Raw genomic sequence first — 23,817 nt, forward strand, 5'->3', positions numbered from 1 at the left:
ACCCGGCCTGAAGGCCGGGTATTTGTTGGTTCCGCTATGCTATACTGTCCGCCTGTATTCCTGACTCCGGAAACATCTGTCTTGTCTCAAGATACCATTCTAATCCGCCATCTTGGCCTGCAGCCTTATGAACCTGTGTCACTCGCCATGCATCAGTTTACTGATACTCGTGATGAAACTACCCCCGATGAAATTTGGCTGGTAGAACACAACCCAGTGTTTACTCAGGGCCAGGCAGGTAAAGCTGAGCACCTGTTAGCCACAGGTGATATTCCCGTTATTCAGAGCGACCGTGGCGGCCAGGTCACTTATCATGGCCCGGGCCAACAAGTGATGTATGTGCTGCTCAACCTCAAACGCCGTAAACTGGGTGTGCGTGAACTGGTAACGGTACTGGAACAATGTGTAGTCAATACCCTTGCAACCCTGGATATCGAAGCCCATGCCCGGCCCGATGCACCGGGCGTTTATGTCGGTGAAGATAAAATCTGTTCTCTTGGGCTGCGTATTCGCAAAGGGTGTTCATTTCACGGCCTGGCGCTGAACATCAATATGGATCTCACCCCTTTTTTACGCATTAACCCCTGTGGCTATGCCGGGATGAAAATGACCCAGGTCAACCAGTTTCGCCCAGGCGCACAAGTAGCAGATATTCAACCCATACTGTTGGATAATTTTTTGCGTTTGCTGGGTAACCCGCCGATTTCTGTAGCCAGCAAATAATCAGGAAAACCGAAACAAGAATGATTTTGTTTCGGTTTATTAGATTATTTAATTGAATTTTATCCTTCGCTATTTTTTTGCTTAATCGTCACTTTACGTCTACCTTTTATTCATGTTGTGCAAGCACTTAGCACAACAGCAAACTTATATAAAAAGTGCTTTGCCGTTTTGTCTTTCAAAACGGCGGTGTTTCCTTGTGCCCAAAATAGACGACGCATTTTTCAGCAAACAGACAACACATTCTAAAAATGGGAGAAAGAATGAATAATACTGGCAAGGATAATAATTTACTTTCCCGTTCAAATAGTGCCCGCCTGAGTGGTTTCCAGGCACTGCGCACTATTGATCTTAACTTATTGACGGTATTTGAAGCAGTTTACATTCACAAAGGCATTGTCAACGCAGCAAGGGCGTTGAATCTCACCCCTTCCGCCATCAGTCAGTCCATTCAAAAACTGCGAAATGTTTTTCCTGACCCGTTGTTTGTGCGTAATGGGCAGGGGATCATGCCCACCAGTTATGCCGCCCACCTGCACGAATATATCAGCCAGGGGCTTTCATCCATACTGGGCGCACTGGAGTTCAACGAAGTCAGTAATGCACAACGCACCATTACAATTGCGACCCACCCTTCCGTTGGGGCGCTGGTAATGCCAACAATTTATAAAGCGATTCACCGCCGTTGCCCCAATATCAACATTAATAATGTCCCTATTTCTCAGGCAGAAACGCAGTTAAGCCAGCTTCAGGCAGACATGGTGATAGATACCCGCCGGCCGGTAATGAGCAAAATAGGCAGTTTTCGCTTGTTTGAAGAACGAGTGGTGATAGTTTGCCGCAGTGACCACCCGGCATTAACCGACGAGGTATCATTAGATATTCTGAACCAACAGCAGCAAACCATGCTGGTGTTGCAGGATGATATCTTGCCAGACGTGCGTAATGTGGTTGAGCAGACATTCCCCGACCGGCAAATAACCTTCAGTAGTTACAATGTCCTCACACTGGCAGCCATGCTGGCGAACAGTGATCTGGTTGGTTTTATGTCTTCCGGGTTGTACCACATGTTCCGGGATAACTGGAATCTGCGAGAAATTGAGTGTGAAGGCTTTGCCGGAGGTAAATTCGAAACGCATCTGTTTTATAACAAACTCAGCCAGCATGACGAGGTGTTACGCAACTGCATGGAAACGATTCAGGGTGCATTTGTGCAAAAACACGGTGAAGCGATACTCTGACCGACAAACGCACAAAATAACAACTTATTTACACTAAAATCACGTTTTGCGTGCCCGGCAGGCTGCTTTCACAACAATATAAATGTTATACTGCCTGCCATTAATTCAAAAATAGTTGATAAATACAACATTTGATTGAATTGAAACGTTTTCACTCGATATCCGCAACTGGAATACGCACGCTATGAGTAAACCCATTGTCATGGAACGCGGTGTTAAATACCGGGATGCCGACAAAATGGCGCTAATCCCGGTGAAAAACGTCGCCACTGAACGCCAGGAGCTATTAAGAAAGCCGGAGTGGATGAAAATCAAACTCCCGGCGGACTCCACCCGTATTCAGGGTATCAAAGCTGCCATGCGTAAAAATGGCCTTCACTCTGTTTGTGAAGAAGCATCCTGCCCTAACCTTGCCGAGTGCTTCAACCACGGCACGGCAACCTTTATGATCCTCGGTGCAATTTGTACCCGTCGCTGCCCATTCTGTGACGTTGCCCATGGCCGCCCGGTTGCACCAGATGCCGGTGAAGCAGAAAAACTGGCGCGCACAATTGCCGATATGGGTCTGCGTTATGTGGTTGTCACCTCAGTTGACCGTGACGACCTGCGTGACGGTGGTGCTCAACACTTTGCTGATTGCATTGCAGCCATTCGCCGTGAAAGCCCAAATATAAAAATTGAAACACTGGTTCCCGATTTTCGTGGAAGAATGGACCGTGCGCTGGAAATTCTCACTGCCACTCCACCAGATGTTTTCAACCATAACCTGGAAAACGTTCCCCGCCTGTACCGCCAGGTACGCCCGGGTGCTGATTACAACTGGTCACTGAAATTACTCGAACGCTTCAAAGAAGCACATCCGGAAATTCCGACCAAATCAGGCCTGATGGTTGGGTTGGGTGAAACCAATGAAGAAATCATCGAGGTTATGCGTGACCTGCGCCGCCATGGTGTAACGATGCTTACTCTGGGGCAATATCTGCAGCCAAGCCGCCATCATCTGCCGGTTCAGCGTTATGTCACCCCGGAAGAGTTTGATGAAATGAAAGCCGAAGCACTGGCAATGGGCTTTACCCACGCAGCTTGTGGCCCATTTGTGCGCTCGTCTTATCATGCTGATTTGCAGGCGCGTGGCGAAGAAGTGAAATAAATCTGAGCCACCAGGCTTACAGCATAAAAAAACCGGCTTTGCCGGTTTTTTTATCTGTTTTGTAACCTCATCAGAAATAGCTGCCCCTGCACAGGCCAGTCATTTCACAGACTTACAAGATTACTCTTTGTTGTTCAGGCGCTCACGCGTTTCTTGCGCGTCATTTTTTTCGCCAGAGATAATCGCCTGGTTATTATCGTCTTCACTCATGGCTTTCTTGAACCCTTTCACCGCAGAGCCCAGGTCGCTTCCCAGGGTACGTAACTTCTTCGTACCGAAAAGCAACACGATCAATGCCCCTACAACCAGCAATTTAGTAATACTAATCTCACCCATACTTACCTTCTTAAGCTTCAGCCATACTCGCCTGTAAAGCACTATACCCCACCACAGTGCATTACCTACATAGCCCTGTGCTATTAACGGTTATTAACGCCGCGTATACAAAATAATTCTGTAACAAAGTGAATCAAACACACTCAGTTGTTACCCAGCACCGGAGGCAAAAAACGCCGGTTTGCCAGCACCGGCAACCGGGCGCGAACCTGCTCCACACGCTCCAGAGTAATTTCACTGGCAATCAACCCCGGTTGATGGCTGGCACTGGCAAGCACATTGCCCATAGGATCAATAATCTGGCTCATGCCAATATTCTTCTCTCCACACTCGCCACTTGCCACAATATAACAGGTGGTATCAAGAGCCCGCGCCGCCAGTAATGTTTGCCAGTGGTGCACTTTATTTTCACCCTTTAGCCATGCAGCTGGCACCACCAGAACATGTGCGCCAGCCAGTGCAAGGCTCATGGCCTGCTCAGGGAAACGTAAATCATAGCAGGTCATCACCCCCACCATCAGGTCGCCAACGGCAATCAATGGCGCAAGAGCCTGCCCCGGGCTGACAAACCTGGACTCCTGAACATTAAATGCATCATACAGATGTAATTTATCATAGCGCGAAGTCACCTGCCCACGGTGCAAAGCAAGCAAGGAATTTGTCACCCGCCCGGCGGCGTCAGGTATGTGCATGGTAAACACCAGTGTCAGGTCACAATTTTCTGTGAGCTGGCACATTCCCTGAATAAATGGTCCGTCAAGGGTTTGCCCGTGCCGCACAGAATAACCCGGGTCGGAGTTATCCCTTGCCTGAATAGCTTCTGGCAATACCAGTAAATTGGCGTGTTTCTCAATAGCCTCACTGACTAACAAACGGCATTGAGCTAAATTACCCTGCCAGTCTGGCATAACGGCAAACTGCCCGGCTGCAACATTCATACAAACACTCCCCGACACATTGCGTGAATCAACACTACCCCATAGCCAGCTTGCGCGGTAGACTTTCTGCTTTAATGATTAATGAGATATACCTTATGCAGATGTTATTTGCGGTATTTATTGGTGGCGGCCTTGGGAGTATTTGCCGCTGGTTGATTAGCCAACGCCTGAATCCCCTTCATCACGCCATCCCAATGGGTACGCTTTCAGCTAACTTACTTGGTGCTTTTATTATTGGTATTGCGCTGGCAAGTTTTAGCCGCCTGACCAACCTCGACCCCATGTGGAAGCTATTAATTACCACAGGTTTTTGTGGTGGTTTGACTACGTTCTCAACATTTTCATCAGAAGTGGTGTTTTTACTTCAGGACGGGCGCCTGGCCTGGGCCGCAACTAATGTCGTGGTTAACCTGGCAGGTTCGCTCATTATGACCGGGCTCGCATTTTGGCTGGTTTCAGTACTGGCAGCACGATAATTTTGGTTACCAAATAGGTGCGTTAATGTAGGCTTCATCTTTCTCTGCCAGTATCTGCCTGAATCAATCACACAGACATGGGCACCATAATGAAAGAAAGCCTGGTAAACATCAGTACACTATTGTTAAGCGCACTTATTGTCGGTTGCTTTTTAAAACTCTACTTGTTCAGTTGAAAATAAACTTTAGCCGCACCCGGCGTAACCGGGTTGCCGGGCTGGTCTGGTAAAACGCCAGATTTTGAACAAAAAAAACCCGCCTGAAGGCGGGTTTTGTCGTTCTCAGCCAGACGTTATTACAGAGCAATTACGTTAGCAGCAGAAGGGCCTTTGGCACCGTTAGTGATTTCGAACTCTACACGCTGACCTTCAGCCAGAGTTTTGAAACCATTGCTCTGGATTGCAGAGAAGTGTACGAACACGTCTTTGCTGCCATCTTCCGGAGTAATGAAACCGAATCCTTTGGACTCATTAAACCACTTAACGTTACCTTTAATCTTAGACATCAAAATTACCTTTTATGAAAAAACGACACAAATACCGTGTCGGTGTCCAGTACATCAATTGTGGTGCCGTTTGTCCAGTTGATATTTACTAAAAAGTGATAAAAATCGCTTTCTTTTTGCTTTCTGGACGATAACCCTTTGCTTTTCCGTACAATGGGCACGAAAAAAAATTCGCAGCAGCTATCAGAACTGGAAGCGTAACCAGGCAAAATAGACGTTACCATTGTTATAAGTACCCGGGATGTACGTCATCTGGAATGTTGCCGGGCCGTAGCCAACAGACGCCATAGGCAACACCACAGGAATCGGGATATAGTTCCAGTTATCTCGCGCTGTTACGCCCAGGGTATAACCCAACCCCACATGGAAACGTGAATCTGCGCTGACTGGCCGCCAGGTAGCCTCCCAGCCATACCCACCAATAGGCTCCCATTTGTTAAATGAGTCTTTAAACGCCATTAAATACAAACCGTGCCAGTTACCCTTTTCATCCCAGCGAGAAACGCCAAACCCGGCCCCCCAGGGGCGCTCATTGTATTTATCTGTTTTTTCTTTATCGTAGGCAAAACGCGCATGCCAGGTAATTGCCGGGACATACAAATCGTAGTGCTGAGGTTCGCGCCAGGTTTCAGCAATGTTCCCTGTCAGGGTGCTGAACCACCCACCGTCACTGCCACCATCATTTGCCTGCACCTGCGATGAAAACAGGCAGGGTGCCAATAAACCACATACTACGAGTAAATGCTTAATCATCTTGATCACTTTATCGCCACCAAATACTTTCCAAACAAGCACAGATTACTGGTGCTTTTATTAATAGAACCTGAACAAAGAATCGAAAAAATTATTTTTTTAAAAAGCAAGATTCACAATTCCGAAAAAAACGCCTCACACTTTCTGAGCCAATGAGTATTGAGGCCACAGCATGCCCCGCATCACAAGCCAGGCCTGGCGTACCTTGCGAGTGCTACATTGCGCCAATAAACTATTAATCGCCATTCTGATGAATACAATGGAATATATAAACTGAATATTCCTTGTTTGCGGGCCATTATAACATGCCATTTTACGCGCAGTTTATAACACAGAAAAATCCTGGTTATTTTTATTATTGAATAACAAATACCAGTAATCATTATTAATTCTTTTTTAGCCACCATGGTTTTCCAGTAAATAGATACCAACACAAAATACCCCAGGCCAGCGCATGACGAACTGGCAACATTTACAACTATTCAGCCAGCACAGCAGAGCCAGAAAACCGCAAAATATCAGATTTTATTGCTGATTTATTGATTTTTGTCAGCAAAAAAAGTGGAATGATTAGGCACATTCCTCTGCGTTACTTACATAATTTACACTGTGTTACTAAGCGTCACGGTTCTGCCTCATAGCCATAACCATGCCAGGCCATGAACCACCGTGCGCGTTTAGCCACAAACAGGGGAAACTATGCTCACTCTTTTTGAACTTGCCGTTGGCATTCTGGTCATTGTCGGCGTTGCCCGTTACATCATCAAAGGCTACTCCGCTACCGGCGTGTTGTTTGTCGGCGGCCTGATGTTACTTATCATCAGTGCCATCATGGGTCACCGTATTCTGCCTGCCAGTGAAACAGGCACTGGTTTTCTCAGCGTCGATATCGTGGAATACATCAAAATTTTGTTGATGAGCCGCGGTGGCGATCTGGGCATGATGATCATGGTGCTGTGCGGTTTTGCAGCATATATGACGCATATTGGTGCCAATGACATGGTGGTAAAGCTGGCATCCAAACCACTGCAATTCATCAACTCGCCTTATTTACTGATGGTTGCAGCTTATTTTGTCGCCTGCCTGATGTCACTGGCGGTCTCCTCCGCAACCGGGCTTGGCGTGTTGTTAATGGCAACGCTATTCCCGGTGATGGTCAATGTCGGTATCAGCCGTGGTGCCGCTGCCGCGATTTGTGCCTCTCCTGCCGCCATCATTTTGTCACCCACGTCTGGCGATGTAGTGCTTGCTGCCAAAGCGTCAGAAATGGAGCTGGTCAATTTTGCGTTTAAAACCACGCTGCCTGTTTCTATTGCGGCAATTATCTGCATGGCCATTGCGCATTTTTTCTGGCAGCGCTTTCTTGATAAAAAAGAAAACATTGCCAGCGAGCAACTGGATGTCAAAGAAATTGACACCAAAGCCCCGTCTTTCTACGCGATTCTGCCCTTCACCCCCATCATTGGGGTATTAATTTTTGACGGTAAATGGGGCCCCAGCCTGCACATCATCACCATCCTGGTCATTTGCATGCTGTTGTCCGCCATCATCGAATTTTTGCGCAGCTTCAATACCAAAACGGTTTTTGCCGGGCTGGATGTGGCCTGGCGAGGCATGGCCGACGCCTTTGCCAATGTGGTTATGCTGTTAGTAGCCGCCGGGTTATTTGCGCAAGGGCTCAGTACTATTGGGTTTATCCAGAGTCTGATATCCATAGCGACATCCTTTGGTTCCGGCAGCATTATTCTGATGCTGGTGCTGGTGGTTCTGACTATGTTAGCGGCGATGACGACAGGCTCCGGTAATGCCCCATTCTACGCATTTGTTGAGCTGATTCCTCGCCTGGCACACCAGTCAGGCATTAATCCGGCATATTTAACCATTCCGATGCTTCAGGCATCTAACCTGGGGAGAACCATTTCTCCCGTATCAGGCGTGGTGGTTGCCGTTGCCGGTATGGCGAAAATATCCCCTTTTGAAGTTGTAAAACGCACATCTGTACCTGTGCTGGTTGGCCTGATAGTGGTCATTGTCGCAACCGAAATTCTGGTTCCTGCAACCGTGGTAGCGCCTTAATTCGCACTGCCCCCGAAAGGGGGCTCAGATTGATGAAAAAGAAGGAAAAAGCGTGGTTTTCCTTCTTTTTAGTTAGCGGGCGAAAATCAATAAATTGATTTTCCTGTTTTTTTATTGGGTGACATCCTCTCGTTCTGTGCGAACATGATATTTGTCATCAGACTCAGCCCCCGAAAGGGGCTACACTGTAGCGCTAAACACAACTGCAACACATCAATGATTACCCCATGATTATCCGTACAATAACCGGCAGTTTTCTTGCCACACTGTTATCTGTTTCCGTACCGGGCTATAGCGCTCCATTACAGGCACAGCGCTATAGTGATTTTGACCACTATGTGCTGGCACTCTCATGGCAGCCCGGATTTTGCGAAACAATGCACCAAAACCAGCGTGTATTACCCAGCGAGTGCCAGAACCAGCAAGAACAGGCAGACAAAACACAGTTTCTGACAATTCACGGATTATGGCCGGATCTGCCACGCAGTATTGCCCGGCAAGGGGTGGACAGGCAGCGTTGGATGCGCTTTGGTTGTGCAACCCGCCCGGTACCCAATATGCCGGAAGCCAGGGCCAGCAGAAAATGTTCAGCACCCGATACAGGCATTTCCCCTTCACTTGCCGAACAACTGGTCAAACAGATGCCAGGCGCTGGCGGCAGCTCCTGCCTTGAGCGCTATGAATATGCAAAACACGGTGTCTGTTTTGGTTTTGCACCTGACGACTATTTTGGCGCAATGCTGCGCCTTAACAGTGAAATCCGTCATAGCGCGCCGGGTGCTTTTCTTGCCAGCCATTATGGTGAAACCGTTTCACGTGATGCGCTTAACCAGGCAATCAGCAAGGCTTACGGCGAGAAAAGCGTAAAAGCATTTCGTTTTATGTGCCACGGCAACCCGGCATGGCTGACAGAAATCCAAATCGCTATTCGGGCGGGCAGCATTAACGAACCTTTATCACCAGCCAGTTTTTCCCCCGGAGCGCACCCCGGGAACTGCCCGGCACAATTCCGCCTGGATACGGCTGGCTTCTGACACATGTTGATGCCCGTTATTTCATCAACGGGCCTCTCCTGCCCTTGCTATGGTCATGTCACAGGAATAATTACGCGCCTGCTTAAGCTGTTTTCTCACAACCCAATACCTCTGCAGGCAGTAACCTTCCCTGTTTTTGCCACAATTTAATTTCATTCACTCCCATGAAAAGCTTCATTTATTCTTCATTCCTCGGTCACCACTGGATATAACGCTATAATTAACATAAGAATTACATTTGCCAAGCAATGCGCTAACAAAGCTATTTTTTAAAAACAAGTGAGTAGATCAACAAAGCACGTATTTATGTCTAATGCTTGATACATATCTCAAAATATTAATAAACATGTCGGGAAGGCTTTAAGAGTGGCGAATGTTACCAGTATCATGTTACCGGTATCAGCACGGAACGAAGGGTCTTTCTTTTCGTACTACGCTCAAGTTTCATAGGGGTTATTCCATGACAGAATTAACACACGCATATGGTGCAGGCACCCTTCTGGGTATTGCTGCGGCTTCGGTTGTTGTCCTTTTAATACTCATTATGCGTTTTCGGGTACATGCATTTTTGGCCCTTACCCTGGTCAGTATTCTGGTGGCACTGGCAACCAAAGTGCCCTTCGACAAAGTTGTCCCCACATTGTTAAGTGGTTTTGGCAGTACGCTGGCGGGCGTTGCCTTGCTGGTGGGTCTGGGAGCCATGATTGGCCGCCTGCTGGAAGTATCTGGCGGTGCACAAGTCCTGGCCGACACCCTGATTAACAAGTTTGGCGAAAAGCGCGCACCACTGGCGGTTGGCGTCGCCTCACTGATGTTCGGTTTCCCTATCTTTTTCGATGCAGGCCTGGTCGTGATGCTGCCGATTATTTTCAGCGTGGCAAAACAGTTTGGCGGTTCAACACTGAAATATGCATTCCCGGCTGCCGGGGCTTTCGCTGTAATGCATGCGCTGGTTCCGCCTCACCCGGGCCCGGTTGCAGCCAGTGAATTACTCGGTGCCAATATTGGCCTGCTGGTTATCCTTGGCCTGGTTATTGCCATCCCGACCTGGTATATCGGTGCATATCTGTACGGGCAATATGCTGGCAAAAAATTCGACGTGAAATTGCCGTCATCATTTTTAGGTGATATTGAACGTGACGCATCGCATCAGCCGCCTTCATTTGGCATGGTGATGACGATTCTGATGTTGCCATTGATCCTTATTTTTTTAGACACGGGCCTGAATACCGCAACAGTTATTGGCTGGGTTTCAGCAGACAACACACTGGTACAAATCTTACGCATGCTGGGTAAAACACCGGTTGCACTCCTGATTACCGTGTTTTTCGCCCTGCAAGTTTTCAGCGGCAGCCGTAGCCGCCAGCACCTGGAAAAAATCTGTGATGGCGCGCTGGGTCCAATTTGCGCCATTGTTCTGGTAACCGGTGCCGGTGGGATGTTCGGTGGAGTACTGCGCGCCAGTGGTATTGGTAATGCGCTGGCCGATGTTCTGGGCAATATCGGGCTGCCAATTATTGTCGCTGCGTTTGTTGTTTCGGCAATTCTGCGCATCGCTCAGGGCTCAGCAACCGTTGCGTTAACCACCACTGCGGCACTGGTTGCGCCGATGGTGCAGGCAACACCGGGGCTCAGCCAGTTCGACCTGTGCTTTATTGTGATTGCCATCGCAGGCGGCGCTACTGTGCTGTCACATGTGAACGACTCAGGCTTCTGGCTGGTTGGCCGTTTCCTTGAAATGGATGAAAAAACCACGCTGAAAACCTGGACTGTGATGGAAACCTTACTGGGAACGATTGCTTTCCTGCTGGCTGCACTGGGTAGTGTTATTCTGTAAACCGGTATGTAAATTATTCCGCTAACTGCCAGGCATTAATTAGGTTATCGTGAAGAGAAAACAAAAAGGCTGCCAATAATGGGCAGCCTTTTTTATTTAATAAACAATCAATTATGCTGTTTTGGTACGAATCAGGTAATCAAACGAGCTCAGAGACGCTTTTGCCCCTTCGCCAGTCGCAATAATTATCTGCTTGTACGGCACGGTGGTGCAGTCGCCCGCAGCGAATACCCCTTTCACATTGGTTTCGCATTTCGCATCAATGATGATTTCACCCATGCGGTTGCGCTCAACAGCCCCTTCCAGCCAGGTGGTATTAGGCAGTAAACCAATCTGCACAAAAATCCCTGCCAGTGACAACTGGTGAACATCGCCACTATTACGGTCACGGTATTCAAGGCCGGTCACTTTGGTGCCATCGCCTTTCACTTCCGTAGTTTGCGCATTCAGAATGATATCCACGTTGCTCAGGCTGCGGACTTTATCCTGCAATACCTGGTCGGCTTTCATTTCCGGTGCGAACTCAAGCAAGGTGACATGTTCAACCACACCCGCCAGATCAATCGCCGCTTCAACACCAGAGTTACCGCCACCAATTACGGCAACACGTTTACCTTTAAACAACGGGCCATCACAGTGCGGGCAATAGGTTACGCCGCGAGTACGGTACTGGTCTTCACCAGGAACGCCCATATTGCGCCATTTGGCACCGGTTGCCACAATAATGCTACGAGCTTTCAGTGTTGCACCTGATGCCGTCTGGATCTGATGCAGTCCGCCTTCAACATCTGCCGGAATCAGTTTTGCCGCACTCTGGCTGTCAATCACATCCACATCATAATCATCAACGTGGGATTTAAGCGCGCCTGCCAGTTTTGCGCCTTCGGTTTTCGGCACAGAAATATAGTTTTCGATATCTACTGTATCGAGGATCTGGCCGCCAAAACGCTCACCCATCAACCCGGTGCGGATGCCTTTACGTGCAGAGTAAACAGCTGCTGCTGCACCTGCCGGGCCTGAGCCCACAATCAACACATCATAAGCATCGCGCTTGCTCAGCTCTTCTGCCGTGCGTTTTTCTGCACCGGTGTCCACTTTGGCGACGATTTCTGCCAGGGTCATACGCCCCTGACCAAACTCCTGACCATTCACAAATACTGCAGGAACACCCATGATATTGCGGTCAGTAATTTCATTCTGATAGGTACCGCCATCAATCGCCGTATGTTTAATACGCGGATTGAGAATAGCCATTAAATTCAGTGCCTGAACAACATCCGGGCAATTATGGCAAGAGAGCGAATAGTAAGTTTCAAACTCAAAATCACCGTCGATATCGCGGATCTGCTCAAGCAGAGCCTGCGCTTCTTTTGACGGGTGCCCACCAGTCCACAGCAATGCCAGCACCAGTGAGGTAAATTCGTGTCCCAACGGTGAACCGGCAAAACGCGGCCCTTGTTCACTGCCTGGGTTAGTAATCAGGAACGACGGTTTACGTACATTCCTTGCGTTGTCTTCTTTAACAGAAACTTTGTCAGATAATTGTGCGATTTCTGCCAGAAGCTCCTTGATTTCAGCGGACTGTGCACTGTCGTCCAGTGTAGCAATCAACTCAACAGGTTTAGTCAGACGCTCAAGGTATCCCTTAAGCTGTGTTTTCATGGTTGCGTCGAGCATGTTTATCTCCCTGGCAAGAAATTCGGGTGCCAGGCACCCGAATGCGTTTGATTCATCGCCCGTCAGTTCGGGCGATTTTTTTTGGCCAGTGCAAGTAACTGTTATGCCACTCGCACCAGTGTGGTTCGGTAATTAGATTTTACCAACCAGGTCCAGAGACGGAGCCAGAGTGGCATCGCCTTCTTTCCATTTAGCCGGGCAAACTTCACCTGGGTGAGTAGCAACGTACTGAGCCGCTTTCACTTTACGCAGCAGGTCAGAAGCGTCACGGCCGATGCCTTCAGCAGTAACTTCGATAGCCTGGATGATACCTTCCGGGTCAACGATGAAAGTACCGCGGTCAGCCAGACCTTCAGCTTCGCGCATGTTTTCGAAGTTACGGGTCAGGGTGCCGGTCGGGTCGCCGATCATCGCGTATTTGATTTTAGCGATGGTGTCAGACTCGTCGTGCCATGCTTTGTGAGTGAAGTGGGTATCAGTAGATACAGAGTAGATATCAACACCCAGTTTCTGGAATTCTTCGTAGTGGTCAGCTACGTCGCCCAGTTCAGTCGGACATACGAAGGTAAAGTCAGCCGGGTAGAAGAAGAACACGCTCCAGCGGCCTTCAACATTTTTTTCGGTAACTTCGATGAATTCACCGTTTTTAAATGCCTGGTTTTTAAAAGGTTTGATTTTGGTATTAATTAAGGACATCTATACTTCCTCCGTGTTATCGACGGGATATAAAGTAACGAATATTCGTCACTTCAGCCAATGCGTTTACGTTATCAAATCAATAAGCAATACCTACTATTCATGCTTATTGTTGCAACTTGACGTATGAACCGCCATACCAGCAGCCACACTCCGGGTACCTTAAAACAAAAAGGCCACCCGGAAGGCGGCCCGAGACTGAAATACCACTCAGTACTTCAGTGCCATAGCTGGCGTAAATGTTGCCACCCATTTTTCAGGCGTAACGACTTGCGATTACACCACCTGGTTCGCTGGCGGACAATGCCTCCGGCCTTACATCCTGCCTATGGCTGTGATTGGTTTTACATATCAAACAAGCCGAGGCTCCTTTTCTCCGGCATAACTCTGTCTCTGCATAACAGTGACGGCGTTGCCGGGCATGCACTACGTGCTCACCACTGAGCCTGTATAGTGTAGACGTAAATAACCATACATAAAACAAGGAAAATAAATCAAGAACGCGCTCACCATCCAGGTATTGTCTGTGGCAGTTACATGCAGAAAGTTTTCGTCAACACAGTATGTAACCGCTGAACAATAAAACACCAAAAACAAGAATTATCCATATTTCACAAACACTAAAAACCCGCCACCACCATTCCAAAAAGGTGAGTAAAATCGCGACATACCTTACACACCGGCAATATTTCGTGATGTAACACCTGTTTTCATTATGGAACGCACGTCACAAAACCACATGTAGCAGCATAATAATCCATATCACCGGCGGTTTAAGCCAGACGCAAACAAACGGAAATACCGTACCGTAGCCTCATAAAAACAACCCTATGCTGGAGTTACACTATGTCTTATGTCAGCGAAACAGGCGATATACTGTCCATCCAGGCACAAAAAGCACGCCGGATGAATCTGTTTGTCTCGATCTCAGCAGCCGTAGCCGGTTTGCTGTTTGGTCTGGATATCGGTGTTATATCGGGTGCTCTGCCTTTTATTACTCATCACTTCACATTATCCAGCCAGGCACAGGAATGGGTTGTCAGCAGCATGATGCTCGGTGCCGCGCTGGGGGCGCTCTTTAATGGCTGGTTATCTTTCCGTTTAGGCCGCAAATACAGCCTGATGGCGGGTGCGATTCTGTTTATTCTCGGTTCACTGGGCTCGGCCATGTCCACCAACCTGGAAATCCTCCTGATGTCCCGTGTGGTACTGGGGGTTGCAGTTGGCATTGCGTCCTACACCGCGCCACTGTACCTGTCTGAAATGGCATCTGAGAACGTGCGTGGCAAAATGATCAGCATGTACCAGTTAATGGTCACACTGGGTATTTTGCTGGCGTTCTTATCAGATACCGCACTGAGTTACAGCGGCAACTGGCGCGCCATGCTGGGTGTTCTGGCACTGCCCGCTCTCGCGTTACTGGTCATGGTAGTGTTTCTGCCCAACAGCCCGCGCTGGCTTGCGGCAAAAGGCCAGCATGGCCAGGCAGAAAAAGTGCTGCGTATGCTGCGCGATTCCTCAGAAAAAGCCCGTGAAGAACTGAACGAAATCCGCGAAAGCCTGAAAGTGAAACAAGGTGGCTGGGCTCTGTTTAAAAGCAACCATAATGTACGCCGTGCAGTGTTCCTTGGGATGTTGTTGCAGGCTATGCAGCAATTTACCGGGATGAACATCATCATGTATTACGCGCCCAAAATCTTCCAGATGGCGGGGTTCACCAGTACCGAACAACAAATGATTGCCACTGTTGTTGTCGGGTTGACCTTTATGCTTGCCACATTTATTGCCGTGTTCACGGTAGATAAATCAGGCCGCAAACCGGCACTGAAAATCGGTTTTACGGTGATGGCGCTGGGGACACTGATTCTGGGCTACTGCCTGATGCAGGTAGAAAGTGGCCACAGCTCTGGTGCGCTGTCCTGGCTGTCAGTGGGTATGACCATGATGTGCATCGCGGGTTATGCCATGAGTGCTGCGCCGGTAGTGTGGATCCTGTGTTCTGAAATTCAGCCGCTGAAATGCCGTGACTTTGGTGTGACCTGCTCCACCACCACCAACTGGGTTTCCAATATGATTATTGGGGCGACCTTCCTGACACTGCTCGACAGCATTGGGGCTGCAGGTACGTTCTGGCTGTATACCGCACTGAACGTTCTGTTCATCATTGTCACCTTTGTGCTGATTCCGGAAACCAAAAACGTCACACTGGAACATATTGAACGTAATCTGATGACCGGGAAAAAACTGCGCGATATCGGCCAGTAATAACCCGCTCATAAAAAAACCTGGCGCTGTTACCGGCGCCAGGTTTTTTATATTACTACTACTGAGACAATCAGAGTTTCACCAACCGTTCTGCCGCTGCATCCAGCGTTGCTTCCTGCTTGGCAAAACACAGGCGAATCAGTTTATGAGGGAACGGGTCCGCACAGAATACTGACAACGGTATTGCCGCAACACCATGTTCAGTGGTTAACCAGCGGCAAAAGCTCACATCATCCATATCAGAGATGGCACTGTAGTCCGCCAGTAAGAAATAGGTTCCGCTGCAGGGTAAAACTTCCAGGCGGCTGGCAGATAATGCCTGCACAAAACGGTCACGTTTCGCCTGGTAAAACGCTGGCAGTGCGCGGTAATGCTCAGGTTCAGCCTCCAGCATATCAGCAAGAGCCAGCTGTGCCGGGGTATTCACCGAAAAGGTCAGGTACTGGTGAATCTTACGGATCTCCGCACTGATGGCAGCAGGAGCCACGCAGTAGCCCACTTTCCAGCCAGTCATATGGTAAGTTTTACCAAATGACGAAACTGCCACAGCGCGCTCACGCAGTGCTTCATGAGCCAGTACGCTGGCATGGCCGTCAGGTGCAAAACAGATGTGCTCATACACTTCATCGCTCAGCACATAGATTTCCTGGTCCGCAATGGCCTGCCATAACTGGGCAAAATCGCTCTGCTGCCACACGGTTGCGGTGGGGTTATGGGGCGTATTCAGGATAACCATGCGGGTTTTCGGCGTAAGCATGTTTTTGAATGCGGCCCAGTCCACCCGGAAATGCGGCGGCTGCAACGCCAGGCGCTTCACCACGCCACCTGCCAGTTCAATGGCCGGAGCATAGCTGTCGTAACTTGGGTCAAAGCAAATCACTTCGTCCCCGGTACGCACTAATGCAGTAATGGCTGCATACAGGGCTTCTGTTGCCCCGGCGGTCACAGTGATTTCACTGTTGGCGTCGGGCTGCCAGCCATACAACTCAGCGGTTTTGCGGGAAATCGCCTCACGCAATGGCTGAGCTCCCGTCATCGGCGCATACTGGTTCGCGCCCCTGGCGACATGCCATGCAAGGCGTTCCTGTAAATAACGCGGCCCGTCAAAGTCTGGGAAGCCCTGAGACAGGTTAATGGCTTTATGCTGCTGTGCCAGAGCGCTCATCTGCGTGAAAATAGTGGTGCCTAACGATGGCAGCTTACTCTCTGGAATCAAAGGGTTACTACTATTCATTCTCTCCCCTTCCCGGTATTTTGTTGTGATGCGTGTGTTGCTGCCACTATAACACGATGTTAATATTTGGCAATCAAGACGCTTAGACGTCCAAATAATAACGTAATGCCAGAATTCACACTGCGCATAATAAGGAATGTAATGACACAACAACTGCAACTGGCTGAATTAGTCGCGGCCTGCCGCTGGCTTGGTGCCAAAGGCTGGGCTCCTGCAACTGGCGGCAACATGTCTGTGCGCCAGGACACCCAATGGTGCTGGCTTAGTGAATCCGGTAAAGATAAAGGCAGCCTGACAGAAAGCGATTTTTTGCAGGTCAGCATTGCCGACAATACAGCGCCTTCCGGGCGTACACCTTCTGCGGAAACCGGGCTGCATACCCTTATTTACCGCCTGTTTCCTGAAGCTCAGGCGGTTCTCCATGTTCATACTGTCAACGCAACTGTGTTATCCCGCCTGGTTAAAGGCAACCGCCTGACACTTCAGGGCTACGAAATGCAAAAATCCCTGCGCGGCCAGTCATCGCACCTGGATGCCCTGCAGATCCCGGTATTTGATAACGACCAGGATATCAGTGTGCTGGCGCAACGAATCCACTCGGGCACCAGCAAAGAAGACCTGCAATGGGGGTTTCTGCTGCGCGGCCATGGCCTGACCTGCTGGGGAAGAAATGTTGAAGAAGCCCGCCGCCACCTGGAAGGGCTGGAATTCTTATTTGAATGCGAAATACTGCGCCGCCGCCTGGAGGTATTATGATTAAGGCCATCGTGACGGATATAGAAGGCACAACCAGCGATATCCGCTTTGTGCATAATGTGTTGTTCCCCTATGCACGCCAGCATCTTGCCTCATTTATTGCCAGCTATGGGCAACAACCCGCAGTTGCTGCTGAACTGGATGCCGTGCGCAGCGAAATCGGCCAGCCGCAAGCCACTACCCGTGAAGTTATCAGTGCACTTCTGGCCTTTATGGATGAAGACCGCAAATCAACCCCGCTCAAAGCATTGCAGGGCATGATTTGGCAAACCGGTTATCAGCAGGGCGATTTTACCGGCCACCTCTACCCTGATGTGCTGCCAGCGCTGGAAAAATGGCAGGCTTCAGGTATCGCGTTATATGTCTATTCCTCAGGTTCAGTCGCCGCGCAGAAACTGTTGTTTGGTTACAGTGATGCAGGTGATATCACGCCGTTGTTCAGTGGGTATTTCGACACCCACGTTGGCCACAAGCGGGAAACCGCTTCTTACCAGGCTATCGCCCGTGAAACGGGTTTTGCACCAGGTGAATTACTGTTTTTATCGGATATACACCAGGAGCTCGATGCCGCACGCGAAGCGGGCTGGCAAACAGTACAACTGATTCGAGGCCCGGCAGATAACGCCAGCCAACACTCCCAGGTCGGCGATTTCAGCGCCATTAACCCAGAGGCATAATCACAATGAGCACGCTTACCATTTATTCCGAAACCGATGCCAGCCAGCCGCTTTGGCACAGCCAGGACGCAGAGGCTATCCGTGAACAACTGAATGCCGCCGGTGTGCGTTTTGAACGCTGGGAAGCCAACCAGCCACTGGGAGATGAACCGACACCGGAAACAGTGCTGACAGCCTACCAGCACGAAATTGAAAAGTTGGTTGCCGAGAAAAACTACCAAAGCTGGGATGTTATCAGCATGCGCGCCAGTCACCCGGAGAAAGCGGCGCTGCGGGAAAAATTTCTCTCTGAGCATACTCATGGCGAAGACGAAGTCCGTTTCTTCGTTGAAGGAGCGGGTTTATTCTGCCTGCACCTGAATGGCAAGGTTTACCAGGTCTTGTGTGAAAAAAATGATTTAATTTCTGTTCCCGCAGGCACACCGCACTGGTTCGATATGGGTTCACAACCCAATTTCACCGCCATTCGTATTTTTGATAACCCGGAAGGCTGGGTAGCAAAATTTACCGGCGACCCGATTGCCGATACTTACCCGCGCATTGACTGAATCCTGCACGCGGCCAGGCTGACTGGTTACCTGGCCGCACCACTCTTCAGGCCTGAGCTTTAAACACCCCGTCGCGCACCTGTTCCGGGGTAATCACACCACTGTCCAGTACCCAGCCACTAATCAGCTCTGCCGGTGTTACATCAAACGCCGGGTTGTACACCAGAGCATTCTCTGGCGCCCACTGCACCGCGCCAAAACTCCCTGCCACACCGGTTACTTCCGCGGCTGCACGCTGTTCAATGGGAATAGCCGCGCCATTTGGGCAGGATGAATCCAGCGTGGTAACCGGTGCCGCAACATAAAACGGAATACCGTGGTATTTTGCCAGCACCGCCAGGCTATAAGTGCCAATTTTATTCGCCACATCGCCATTGGCAGCAATGCGATCTGCCCCTACCCAGATGGCATCCACCTCACCTTTTGCCATCAGGCTGGCCGCCATCGAATCACAAATTAGTTGGTATGGGATATTCAGCTCACCCAGTTCCCAGGCGGTTAAGCGCCCACCCTGCAACAGCGGGCGTGTTTCATCCACCCAAACCTGCTGCACATTGCCTGCGAGAAATGCTTTGTGAATCACCCCAAGCGCAGTACCACAACCCGCTGTCGCCAGCCCACCGGTATTGCAGTGGGTTAACAGGCGGCTGCCTGGGGTAACTAACTGGCTACCGGCAATGGCAATCGCCTCGCACAGTTGCTTATCTTCTTCCACCAGCCGCCAGGCTTCATTAACCATGGCACTCACCCAGTCACTCTGGTTCAGCGCCTGCTTCATCCGGTCGAGGTTATTCATCAGGTTTACAGCGGTTGGGCGGGAAGCACGTAAGGTTTCCAGCGCCACACTCAGGCTTTTTTGATCTTCACCGTGTTCCGCCAGCAAAGCCAGCAACAGGCTGGCAGATAAACCAATCAGTGGCGCACCACGCACCCGTAAAGCATGAATATGGCCCACCAGTAAATCAACAGAGCTGGCATCCAGCCAGTTTGATTGTTGCGGCAATGCCTGCTGGTCGAGGATCCACAGTTGATTATCTGCAATGCGCAAACTGGTGGTCTGGAGATTATTCATTTTAGTTAAATCCTTGTTGCGTTGATGTGTTCTATTGTGTCAGGATGGAAAGCGGATGTATAGACGTCTGAACGGCTTATTAACCAGAATTCGAGAATTGATAAGGAAAGAAGTCACATGTCGCACTACCGCACTTTTACTGCCGATGATGCAGTTGCCTGGGCCAAACAACATGGTGGGCTGGCAAACCCGGAAAAGCTTACCCATGCTGAAGAAGTGGGCGATGGTAACCTTAATCTGGTGTTTAAGGTGTTCGACAACGAAGGAATAAGCCGCATTATTGTTAAACAGGCGTTACCTTATGTACGCTGTGTGGGGGAATCCTGGCCGTTAACCCTGGACCGTGCCCGACTGGAGGCAGAAACCCTTATTGCCCATTACCAGCACTGCCCGCAGCACACGGTCAATATTCTGCACTTTGACCAGCCACTGGCAGTGATGGTGATGGAAGATTTATCCAGTTACCGTATCTGGCGCGGCGAACTGATTCGCGGTGAGTATTACCCGCAGGCCGCCAGCCAGTTAGGTGAATACCTGGCGCAGGTTCTGTTCCACACTTCCGATTTTTACCTGCACCCGCACCAGAAAAAAGCTGAAGTCGCCCGGTTTATTAACCCGGAAATGTGTGAAATCACTGAAGATTTGTTTTTTAACGACCCGTACTGCCAGCATGAACGCAACAATTACCCCGCCGCGCTGGAAAGCGACGTTGCTGCCCTGCGTGAAGACAACGACCTGAAACTGGCTGTGAGCGCCCTTAAACACCGCTTTTTCTCCCATGCGGAAGCCCTGCTGCACGGTGACATCCACAGTGGTTCTATTTTTGTCGCTGAAGGCCGCCTCAAAGCCATTGATGCCGAATTTGGTTTCTTTGGCCCCGCTGGCTTCGACCCTGGCACAGCGATTGGCAACCTGTTGCTCAATTACTGCGGATTACCCGGTTTGCTCCCACTGCGTGAAGCCGCCGATGCCCGCGAGCAACGCCTGGCGGATATCAGCGAGTTATGGCACACCTTTACGGAACGCTTCCAGACACTGGCGCGCGAGAAAACCCGTGACCAGGCACTGGGTTGCCCCGGGTACACCAGCCAGTTCCTGAAAAAAGTGTGGCACGATGCAATTGGCTATGCCGGCACCGAATTGATTCGCCGCACCGTGGGGTTATCTCATGTGGCAGATATCGACACCATCACCGATGACGCCATGCGCCTTGCCTGCCAGCGCCAGGCTCTGGCACTGGGTAAGGCGTTGATTCTGATTGCAGATAAAATTGACAACGTGGAAGAGTTTATCGCACGGGTGCGCCAGTATAGCTGAGCCTGCTAATGGGGCAGAGAGCCACTTACAAATGGTTCTCTGCCCCTGTAATACAAACAGCCCCGTTAACCAGCACCTGCCCGCACTATGCCTTATCCACCCCAGTGAACATCACACCAGGCTGTAGCAACAATGGTGTACGCTACTCAGCCCAGGTACTCGATAATTGACAGCCCGCCGTTGTAATCAGTGCTGTAGATAATTCCCTGCGCATCCACAAACACATCACACGACTGAATAACCTGAGGCCTTCCCGGGCGGGTATCCATCATTGTTTTTGGCGCGGCAGGAACCAGTGCGCCAGTTTCTACCGGGCGATACGGGTTGCTGATATCAACAGCACGTACCCCGGCATTCTGCCAGGTGGCAAAAATCAGTGTCTCACTGACAAAGCTCCCCGGGCGGTTTTCATGCAGATTATGTGGGCCAAAATGTGCGCCCTTCGCAACATAATCCCGTTCATCCGGCACCGGGAATGTGGAAATACTCACCGGGTTTGCCGGTTCACGGATATCAAACAGCCAGATAAATTTCTCGCCATCCTGCTGGTCGTCTAACACGGCTTCGTCCAGCACCACCAGCAAATCCCGCCCCGGAAGCGGCAGGGCCGTATGGGTCCCGCCACCATACGGCGGGCTCCAGTTCCGGTGGCTGATAAGTGACGGTGCCGCCCGGTCGCTGACATCCAGCAAAGTCAGCCCGCCATCACGCCAACTACCGTAAGCCGTGTCACCATGGATAATCGCGTGGTGCAGTGCATAACGTTTCCCTTCCGGCCAGCCAGGTTGTTCGCCCGCCGCTTCGTTCATACCTGGCATCCACCAGCGCCCGGCAACTTCAGGCTTGCGTGGGTCTGCCAGGTCAATCGTCAGGAAGATATAGTCGGTGTAGCCATCCAGCAATGCTGAAACATATGCCCAGCGCCCGCCGGTATACCAGATACGGTGCACACCAATGCCATCCAGCGCAAGGAAGCTGATTTCACGCGGGTTTTCCGGCTGGGAGATATCAAAAATACGCACCCCGGCAGACCAGTCCCGGCCAGAGACTGTTTTAACCGTTTCCCCCACCTGACGGGTGTAATACACCCGCTCGTCGGCAAACCGGCTGTCGGCAAACAAGTCACGGGCATTAATCACCAGCAACAGGTCATCATGTGCCTGCAAATGGACATTCCAGGTACCAGGAGGTGCCGGAACATAACGCACCGTGCGCGGGTTTTTCGCATCGCGCACATCAACAATGGAAAACCCCTGCGACACCATATGGCCAATATAGGCATAACCACGGTGCACCATAACCTGCACACCGTCTGGTCTGCCGCCCTGGTCACTGTGGCCTGTCAGCCGCATGTTGCGGCTATATTCGGGTTCCGGCAACGACATCCCTGCACTCCTTATTTTTGCTGTTTCGCTTCAAGCGTGGCGAACCACGGCGCGATAAAGTCCTGAGACTGGCCCCAGCCTGGAATAATTTTGCTCAGAGATGCCATGTTCACATTACCCGGCTGGCTTGCCAGTAGTGCCTGAGGAATCGCCGCAGCTTTAAAATCGTAGGTAGCCGGTGTTGGCTCGCCAGCAATTTTGTTTGCAATCAGGCGAACATTCATGGCACCAATCAGTTTTGGATCAACAGCAACCGTTACTTTCCACGGGCTGTTTGCCTCGCGCATCAGTTGCAAGTCCTGGTTAGAAGCATCAATGCTGTACAGTTTGATTTCAGTGCGGCCATTCTCTTCCAGCGCTTTATAAGCGCCCTGGCTGAACGCATCCCAGGTCCCCCAGATTGCGTCAATTTTCCCTTTCGGGTATTTCGCCAGCACCGCGCCCACTTTATTGGCTGTATCACCCTGCACATCGGAAGACACTGCACCAATAGATTCCAGTTCATGAACGCCTGGGTTGTCTTTGAGCATTTTTTCGTATTCAGCCTGGCGGCGCTCCATGGGCGGGAAGCCGGCAACCCACAGTTTGATGATATTGGCTTTGCCGTTAAAGTCTTTCACCAGTTGGCCGAAGGAGAGACGAGTCAGTGAAGCATCATCCTGCTGAGTAACAGTTACGCCCGGAATATCGCCGTTTACTGCTGTATCAAAGACCGACACTTTGATCCCGCTATCCACAATACGTTTTACCAGTGTTGTGGAGTACGGGTCACGGCCCTGAGACAGAATAATCCCGTCGTATTTCTGGCTAATGGCCTGGTTTACAAAATCCTGAAAGCGCGCATCATCGCCATTGGTTAAAAACACACTCACTTTAAACCCCAGCTTCTTGCCCTGCTGAATGGCACCGGCAAGAAACTGCGAAGTATTATCATCCGAGCCCAGGTTACGAATCACGGCGATTCTTATTGGCCCGTTATGGTCTGCGATTGCCGCTGGTACTGGCGCAAGCGTGGCAGCAAAACTGGTGGCTGTACCGGCCAGCAACCCCAGGGCAATTAACGAGCACTTCAGCATTTTCATTATTGTCTGTTTCCTGTCTGTTTTAGATGATGTTATTCAATA

General features: G+C 50.2%; 22 protein-coding genes. 12 read left to right on the plus strand and 10 right to left on the minus strand.

Annotated features, from left to right (window positions below; genetic code table 11):
• The first annotated feature begins 36 nt into the window (after nucleotides 1-36).
• The 3 genes from lipB (at nucleotide 37) to lipA (ending at nucleotide 3,111) form a co-directional block, all read left to right on the plus strand.
• Nucleotides 37-723, plus strand: coding sequence for a lipoyl(octanoyl) transferase LipB (gene lipB / locus DES37_RS12550; RefSeq protein WP_369792613.1), 687 nt, complete (start codon nucleotides 37-39; stop codon nucleotides 721-723).
• A gap of 260 nt (nucleotides 724-983) precedes the next feature.
• A complete protein-coding gene (locus tag DES37_RS12555) occupies nucleotides 984-1,961 on the plus strand; it encodes a YbeF family transcriptional regulator (RefSeq protein WP_036109549.1) in 978 nt (325 codons plus the stop codon).
• A gap of 184 nt (nucleotides 1,962-2,145) precedes the next feature.
• Entirely contained in the window at nucleotides 2,146-3,111 is a 966-nt protein-coding gene (gene lipA, locus DES37_RS12560) for a lipoyl synthase (protein ID WP_036109550.1), read from the plus strand.
• A gap of 120 nt (nucleotides 3,112-3,231) precedes the next feature.
• On the opposite strand, the gene tatE is transcribed toward lipA, so the two are convergent.
• A complete protein-coding gene (tatE, locus tag DES37_RS12565; RefSeq protein ID WP_036109553.1) occupies nucleotides 3,232-3,447 on the minus strand; it encodes a twin-arginine translocase subunit TatE in 216 nt (71 codons plus the stop codon).
• A gap of 143 nt (nucleotides 3,448-3,590) precedes the next feature.
• The gene (locus DES37_RS12570; RefSeq protein ID WP_110025998.1) at nucleotides 3,591-4,385 is read right to left on the minus strand and encodes a deaminated glutathione amidase; all 795 of its coding nucleotides are present in this window, start codon (nucleotides 4,383-4,385) and stop codon (nucleotides 3,591-3,593) included.
• Between the two features lie 74 nt (nucleotides 4,386-4,459).
• Here DES37_RS12570 and crcB point away from each other — a divergent pair, with 74 nt between their 5' ends.
• A complete protein-coding gene (gene crcB / locus DES37_RS12575; RefSeq protein WP_110025999.1) occupies nucleotides 4,460-4,861 on the plus strand; it encodes a fluoride efflux transporter CrcB in 402 nt (133 codons plus the stop codon).
• 295 nt (nucleotides 4,862-5,156) lie between these two features.
• Here the strand turns inward: crcB and cspE are convergent, their stop codons facing one another.
• Together cspE and pagP are read right to left on the minus strand one after the other, a co-directional pair.
• Nucleotides 5,157-5,366, minus strand: a complete 210-nt coding sequence (gene cspE, locus DES37_RS12580) for a transcription antiterminator/RNA stability regulator CspE (protein WP_002439184.1) — start codon at nucleotides 5,364-5,366, stop codon at nucleotides 5,157-5,159.
• 183 nt (nucleotides 5,367-5,549) lie between these two features.
• Complete coding sequence (gene pagP / locus DES37_RS12585) at nucleotides 5,550-6,161, minus strand: lipid IV(A) palmitoyltransferase PagP (protein ID WP_425451713.1); 612 nt, start codon at nucleotides 6,159-6,161, stop codon at nucleotides 5,550-5,552.
• A 657-nt stretch (nucleotides 6,162-6,818) separates the two neighbouring features.
• On the opposite strand from pagP, the gene dcuC reads away from it, so the two are divergent.
• From dcuC to DES37_RS12600, 3 genes are all read left to right on the plus strand, one after another.
• Nucleotides 6,819-8,195: an anaerobic C4-dicarboxylate transporter DcuC gene (dcuC, locus tag DES37_RS12590; RefSeq protein WP_110026000.1), complete on the plus strand. Its 1,377-nt coding sequence runs from the start codon at nucleotides 6,819-6,821 to the stop codon at nucleotides 8,193-8,195.
• 227 nt (nucleotides 8,196-8,422) lie between these two features.
• Nucleotides 8,423-9,229, plus strand: coding sequence for a ribonuclease T2 family protein (locus tag DES37_RS12595; RefSeq protein ID WP_110026001.1), 807 nt, complete (start codon nucleotides 8,423-8,425; stop codon nucleotides 9,227-9,229).
• Between the two features lie 460 nt (nucleotides 9,230-9,689).
• Nucleotides 9,690-11,066 (plus strand): GntP family permease, encoded by a 1,377-nt coding sequence (locus DES37_RS12600; RefSeq protein ID WP_036109576.1) that lies wholly within the window; start codon nucleotides 9,690-9,692, stop codon nucleotides 11,064-11,066.
• 111 nt (nucleotides 11,067-11,177) lie between these two features.
• Here the strand turns inward: DES37_RS12600 and ahpF are convergent, their stop codons facing one another.
• Nucleotides 11,178-12,743 carry an alkyl hydroperoxide reductase subunit F gene (gene ahpF / locus DES37_RS12605; RefSeq protein ID WP_110026002.1) on the minus strand — a complete coding sequence of 522 codons (1,566 nt, stop codon included), beginning with the start codon at nucleotides 12,741-12,743 and terminating at the stop codon, nucleotides 11,178-11,180.
• 132 nt (nucleotides 12,744-12,875) lie between these two features.
• Complete coding sequence (gene ahpC / locus DES37_RS12610) at nucleotides 12,876-13,439, minus strand: alkyl hydroperoxide reductase subunit C (protein ID WP_036109581.1); 564 nt, start codon at nucleotides 13,437-13,439, stop codon at nucleotides 12,876-12,878.
• An 846-nt stretch (nucleotides 13,440-14,285) separates the two neighbouring features.
• Between ahpC and DES37_RS12615 the strand changes: the two genes are divergently transcribed.
• A complete protein-coding gene (locus DES37_RS12615) occupies nucleotides 14,286-15,704 on the plus strand; it encodes a sugar porter family MFS transporter (protein ID WP_110026003.1) in 1,419 nt (472 codons plus the stop codon).
• Between the two features lie 70 nt (nucleotides 15,705-15,774).
• Here the strand turns inward: DES37_RS12615 and DES37_RS12620 are convergent, their stop codons facing one another.
• On the minus strand, nucleotides 15,775-16,938 hold the full coding sequence (locus DES37_RS12620; RefSeq protein WP_110026004.1) for a pyridoxal phosphate-dependent aminotransferase: 1,164 nt from the start codon (nucleotides 16,936-16,938) through the stop codon (nucleotides 15,775-15,777).
• Between the two features lie 141 nt (nucleotides 16,939-17,079).
• Between DES37_RS12620 and DES37_RS12625 the strand changes: the two genes are divergently transcribed.
• Genes DES37_RS12625 through DES37_RS12635 form a run of 3 tightly spaced genes read left to right on the plus strand, consistent with a single transcriptional unit; the run spans nucleotide 17,080 to nucleotide 18,919 of the window.
• Nucleotides 17,080-17,694: a methylthioribulose 1-phosphate dehydratase gene (locus DES37_RS12625; protein ID WP_110026005.1), complete on the plus strand. Its 615-nt coding sequence runs from the start codon at nucleotides 17,080-17,082 to the stop codon at nucleotides 17,692-17,694.
• Nucleotides 17,691-18,371, plus strand: coding sequence for an acireductone synthase (gene mtnC, locus DES37_RS12630; protein ID WP_110026006.1), 681 nt, complete (start codon nucleotides 17,691-17,693; stop codon nucleotides 18,369-18,371). The genes DES37_RS12625 and mtnC overlap by 4 nt, the downstream gene beginning before the upstream one ends.
• A gap of 5 nt (nucleotides 18,372-18,376) precedes the next feature.
• Nucleotides 18,377-18,919, plus strand: a complete 543-nt coding sequence (locus DES37_RS12635) for a 1,2-dihydroxy-3-keto-5-methylthiopentene dioxygenase (protein ID WP_110026007.1) — start codon at nucleotides 18,377-18,379, stop codon at nucleotides 18,917-18,919.
• A gap of 46 nt (nucleotides 18,920-18,965) precedes the next feature.
• Here DES37_RS12635 and mtnA read toward each other — a convergent pair whose 3' ends face one another.
• Nucleotides 18,966-19,991 carry an S-methyl-5-thioribose-1-phosphate isomerase gene (mtnA, locus tag DES37_RS12640; RefSeq protein WP_110026008.1) on the minus strand — a complete coding sequence of 342 codons (1,026 nt, stop codon included), beginning with the start codon at nucleotides 19,989-19,991 and terminating at the stop codon, nucleotides 18,966-18,968.
• Nucleotides 19,992-20,108: 117 nt separating this feature from the next.
• Between mtnA and mtnK the strand changes: the two genes are divergently transcribed.
• Entirely contained in the window at nucleotides 20,109-21,308 is a 1,200-nt protein-coding gene (mtnK, locus tag DES37_RS12645; protein ID WP_110026009.1) for an S-methyl-5-thioribose kinase, read from the plus strand.
• Between the two features lie 146 nt (nucleotides 21,309-21,454).
• Here the strand turns inward: mtnK and DES37_RS12650 are convergent, their stop codons facing one another.
• Both DES37_RS12650 and DES37_RS12655 read right to left on the minus strand, forming a co-directional pair.
• Nucleotides 21,455-22,693: an LVIVD repeat-containing protein gene (locus DES37_RS12650; RefSeq protein ID WP_110026010.1), complete on the minus strand. Its 1,239-nt coding sequence runs from the start codon at nucleotides 22,691-22,693 to the stop codon at nucleotides 21,455-21,457.
• An 11-nt stretch (nucleotides 22,694-22,704) separates the two neighbouring features.
• The gene (locus DES37_RS12655) at nucleotides 22,705-23,775 is read right to left on the minus strand and encodes a sugar ABC transporter substrate-binding protein (protein WP_036109609.1); all 1,071 of its coding nucleotides are present in this window, start codon (nucleotides 23,773-23,775) and stop codon (nucleotides 22,705-22,707) included.
• Nucleotides 23,776-23,817: the final 42 nt, after the last annotated feature.

This window comes from Mangrovibacter plantisponsor (genome assembly GCF_003182475.1).
GTDB classification, from domain to species: Bacteria; Pseudomonadota; Gammaproteobacteria; order Enterobacterales; family Enterobacteriaceae; genus Mangrovibacter; species Mangrovibacter plantisponsor.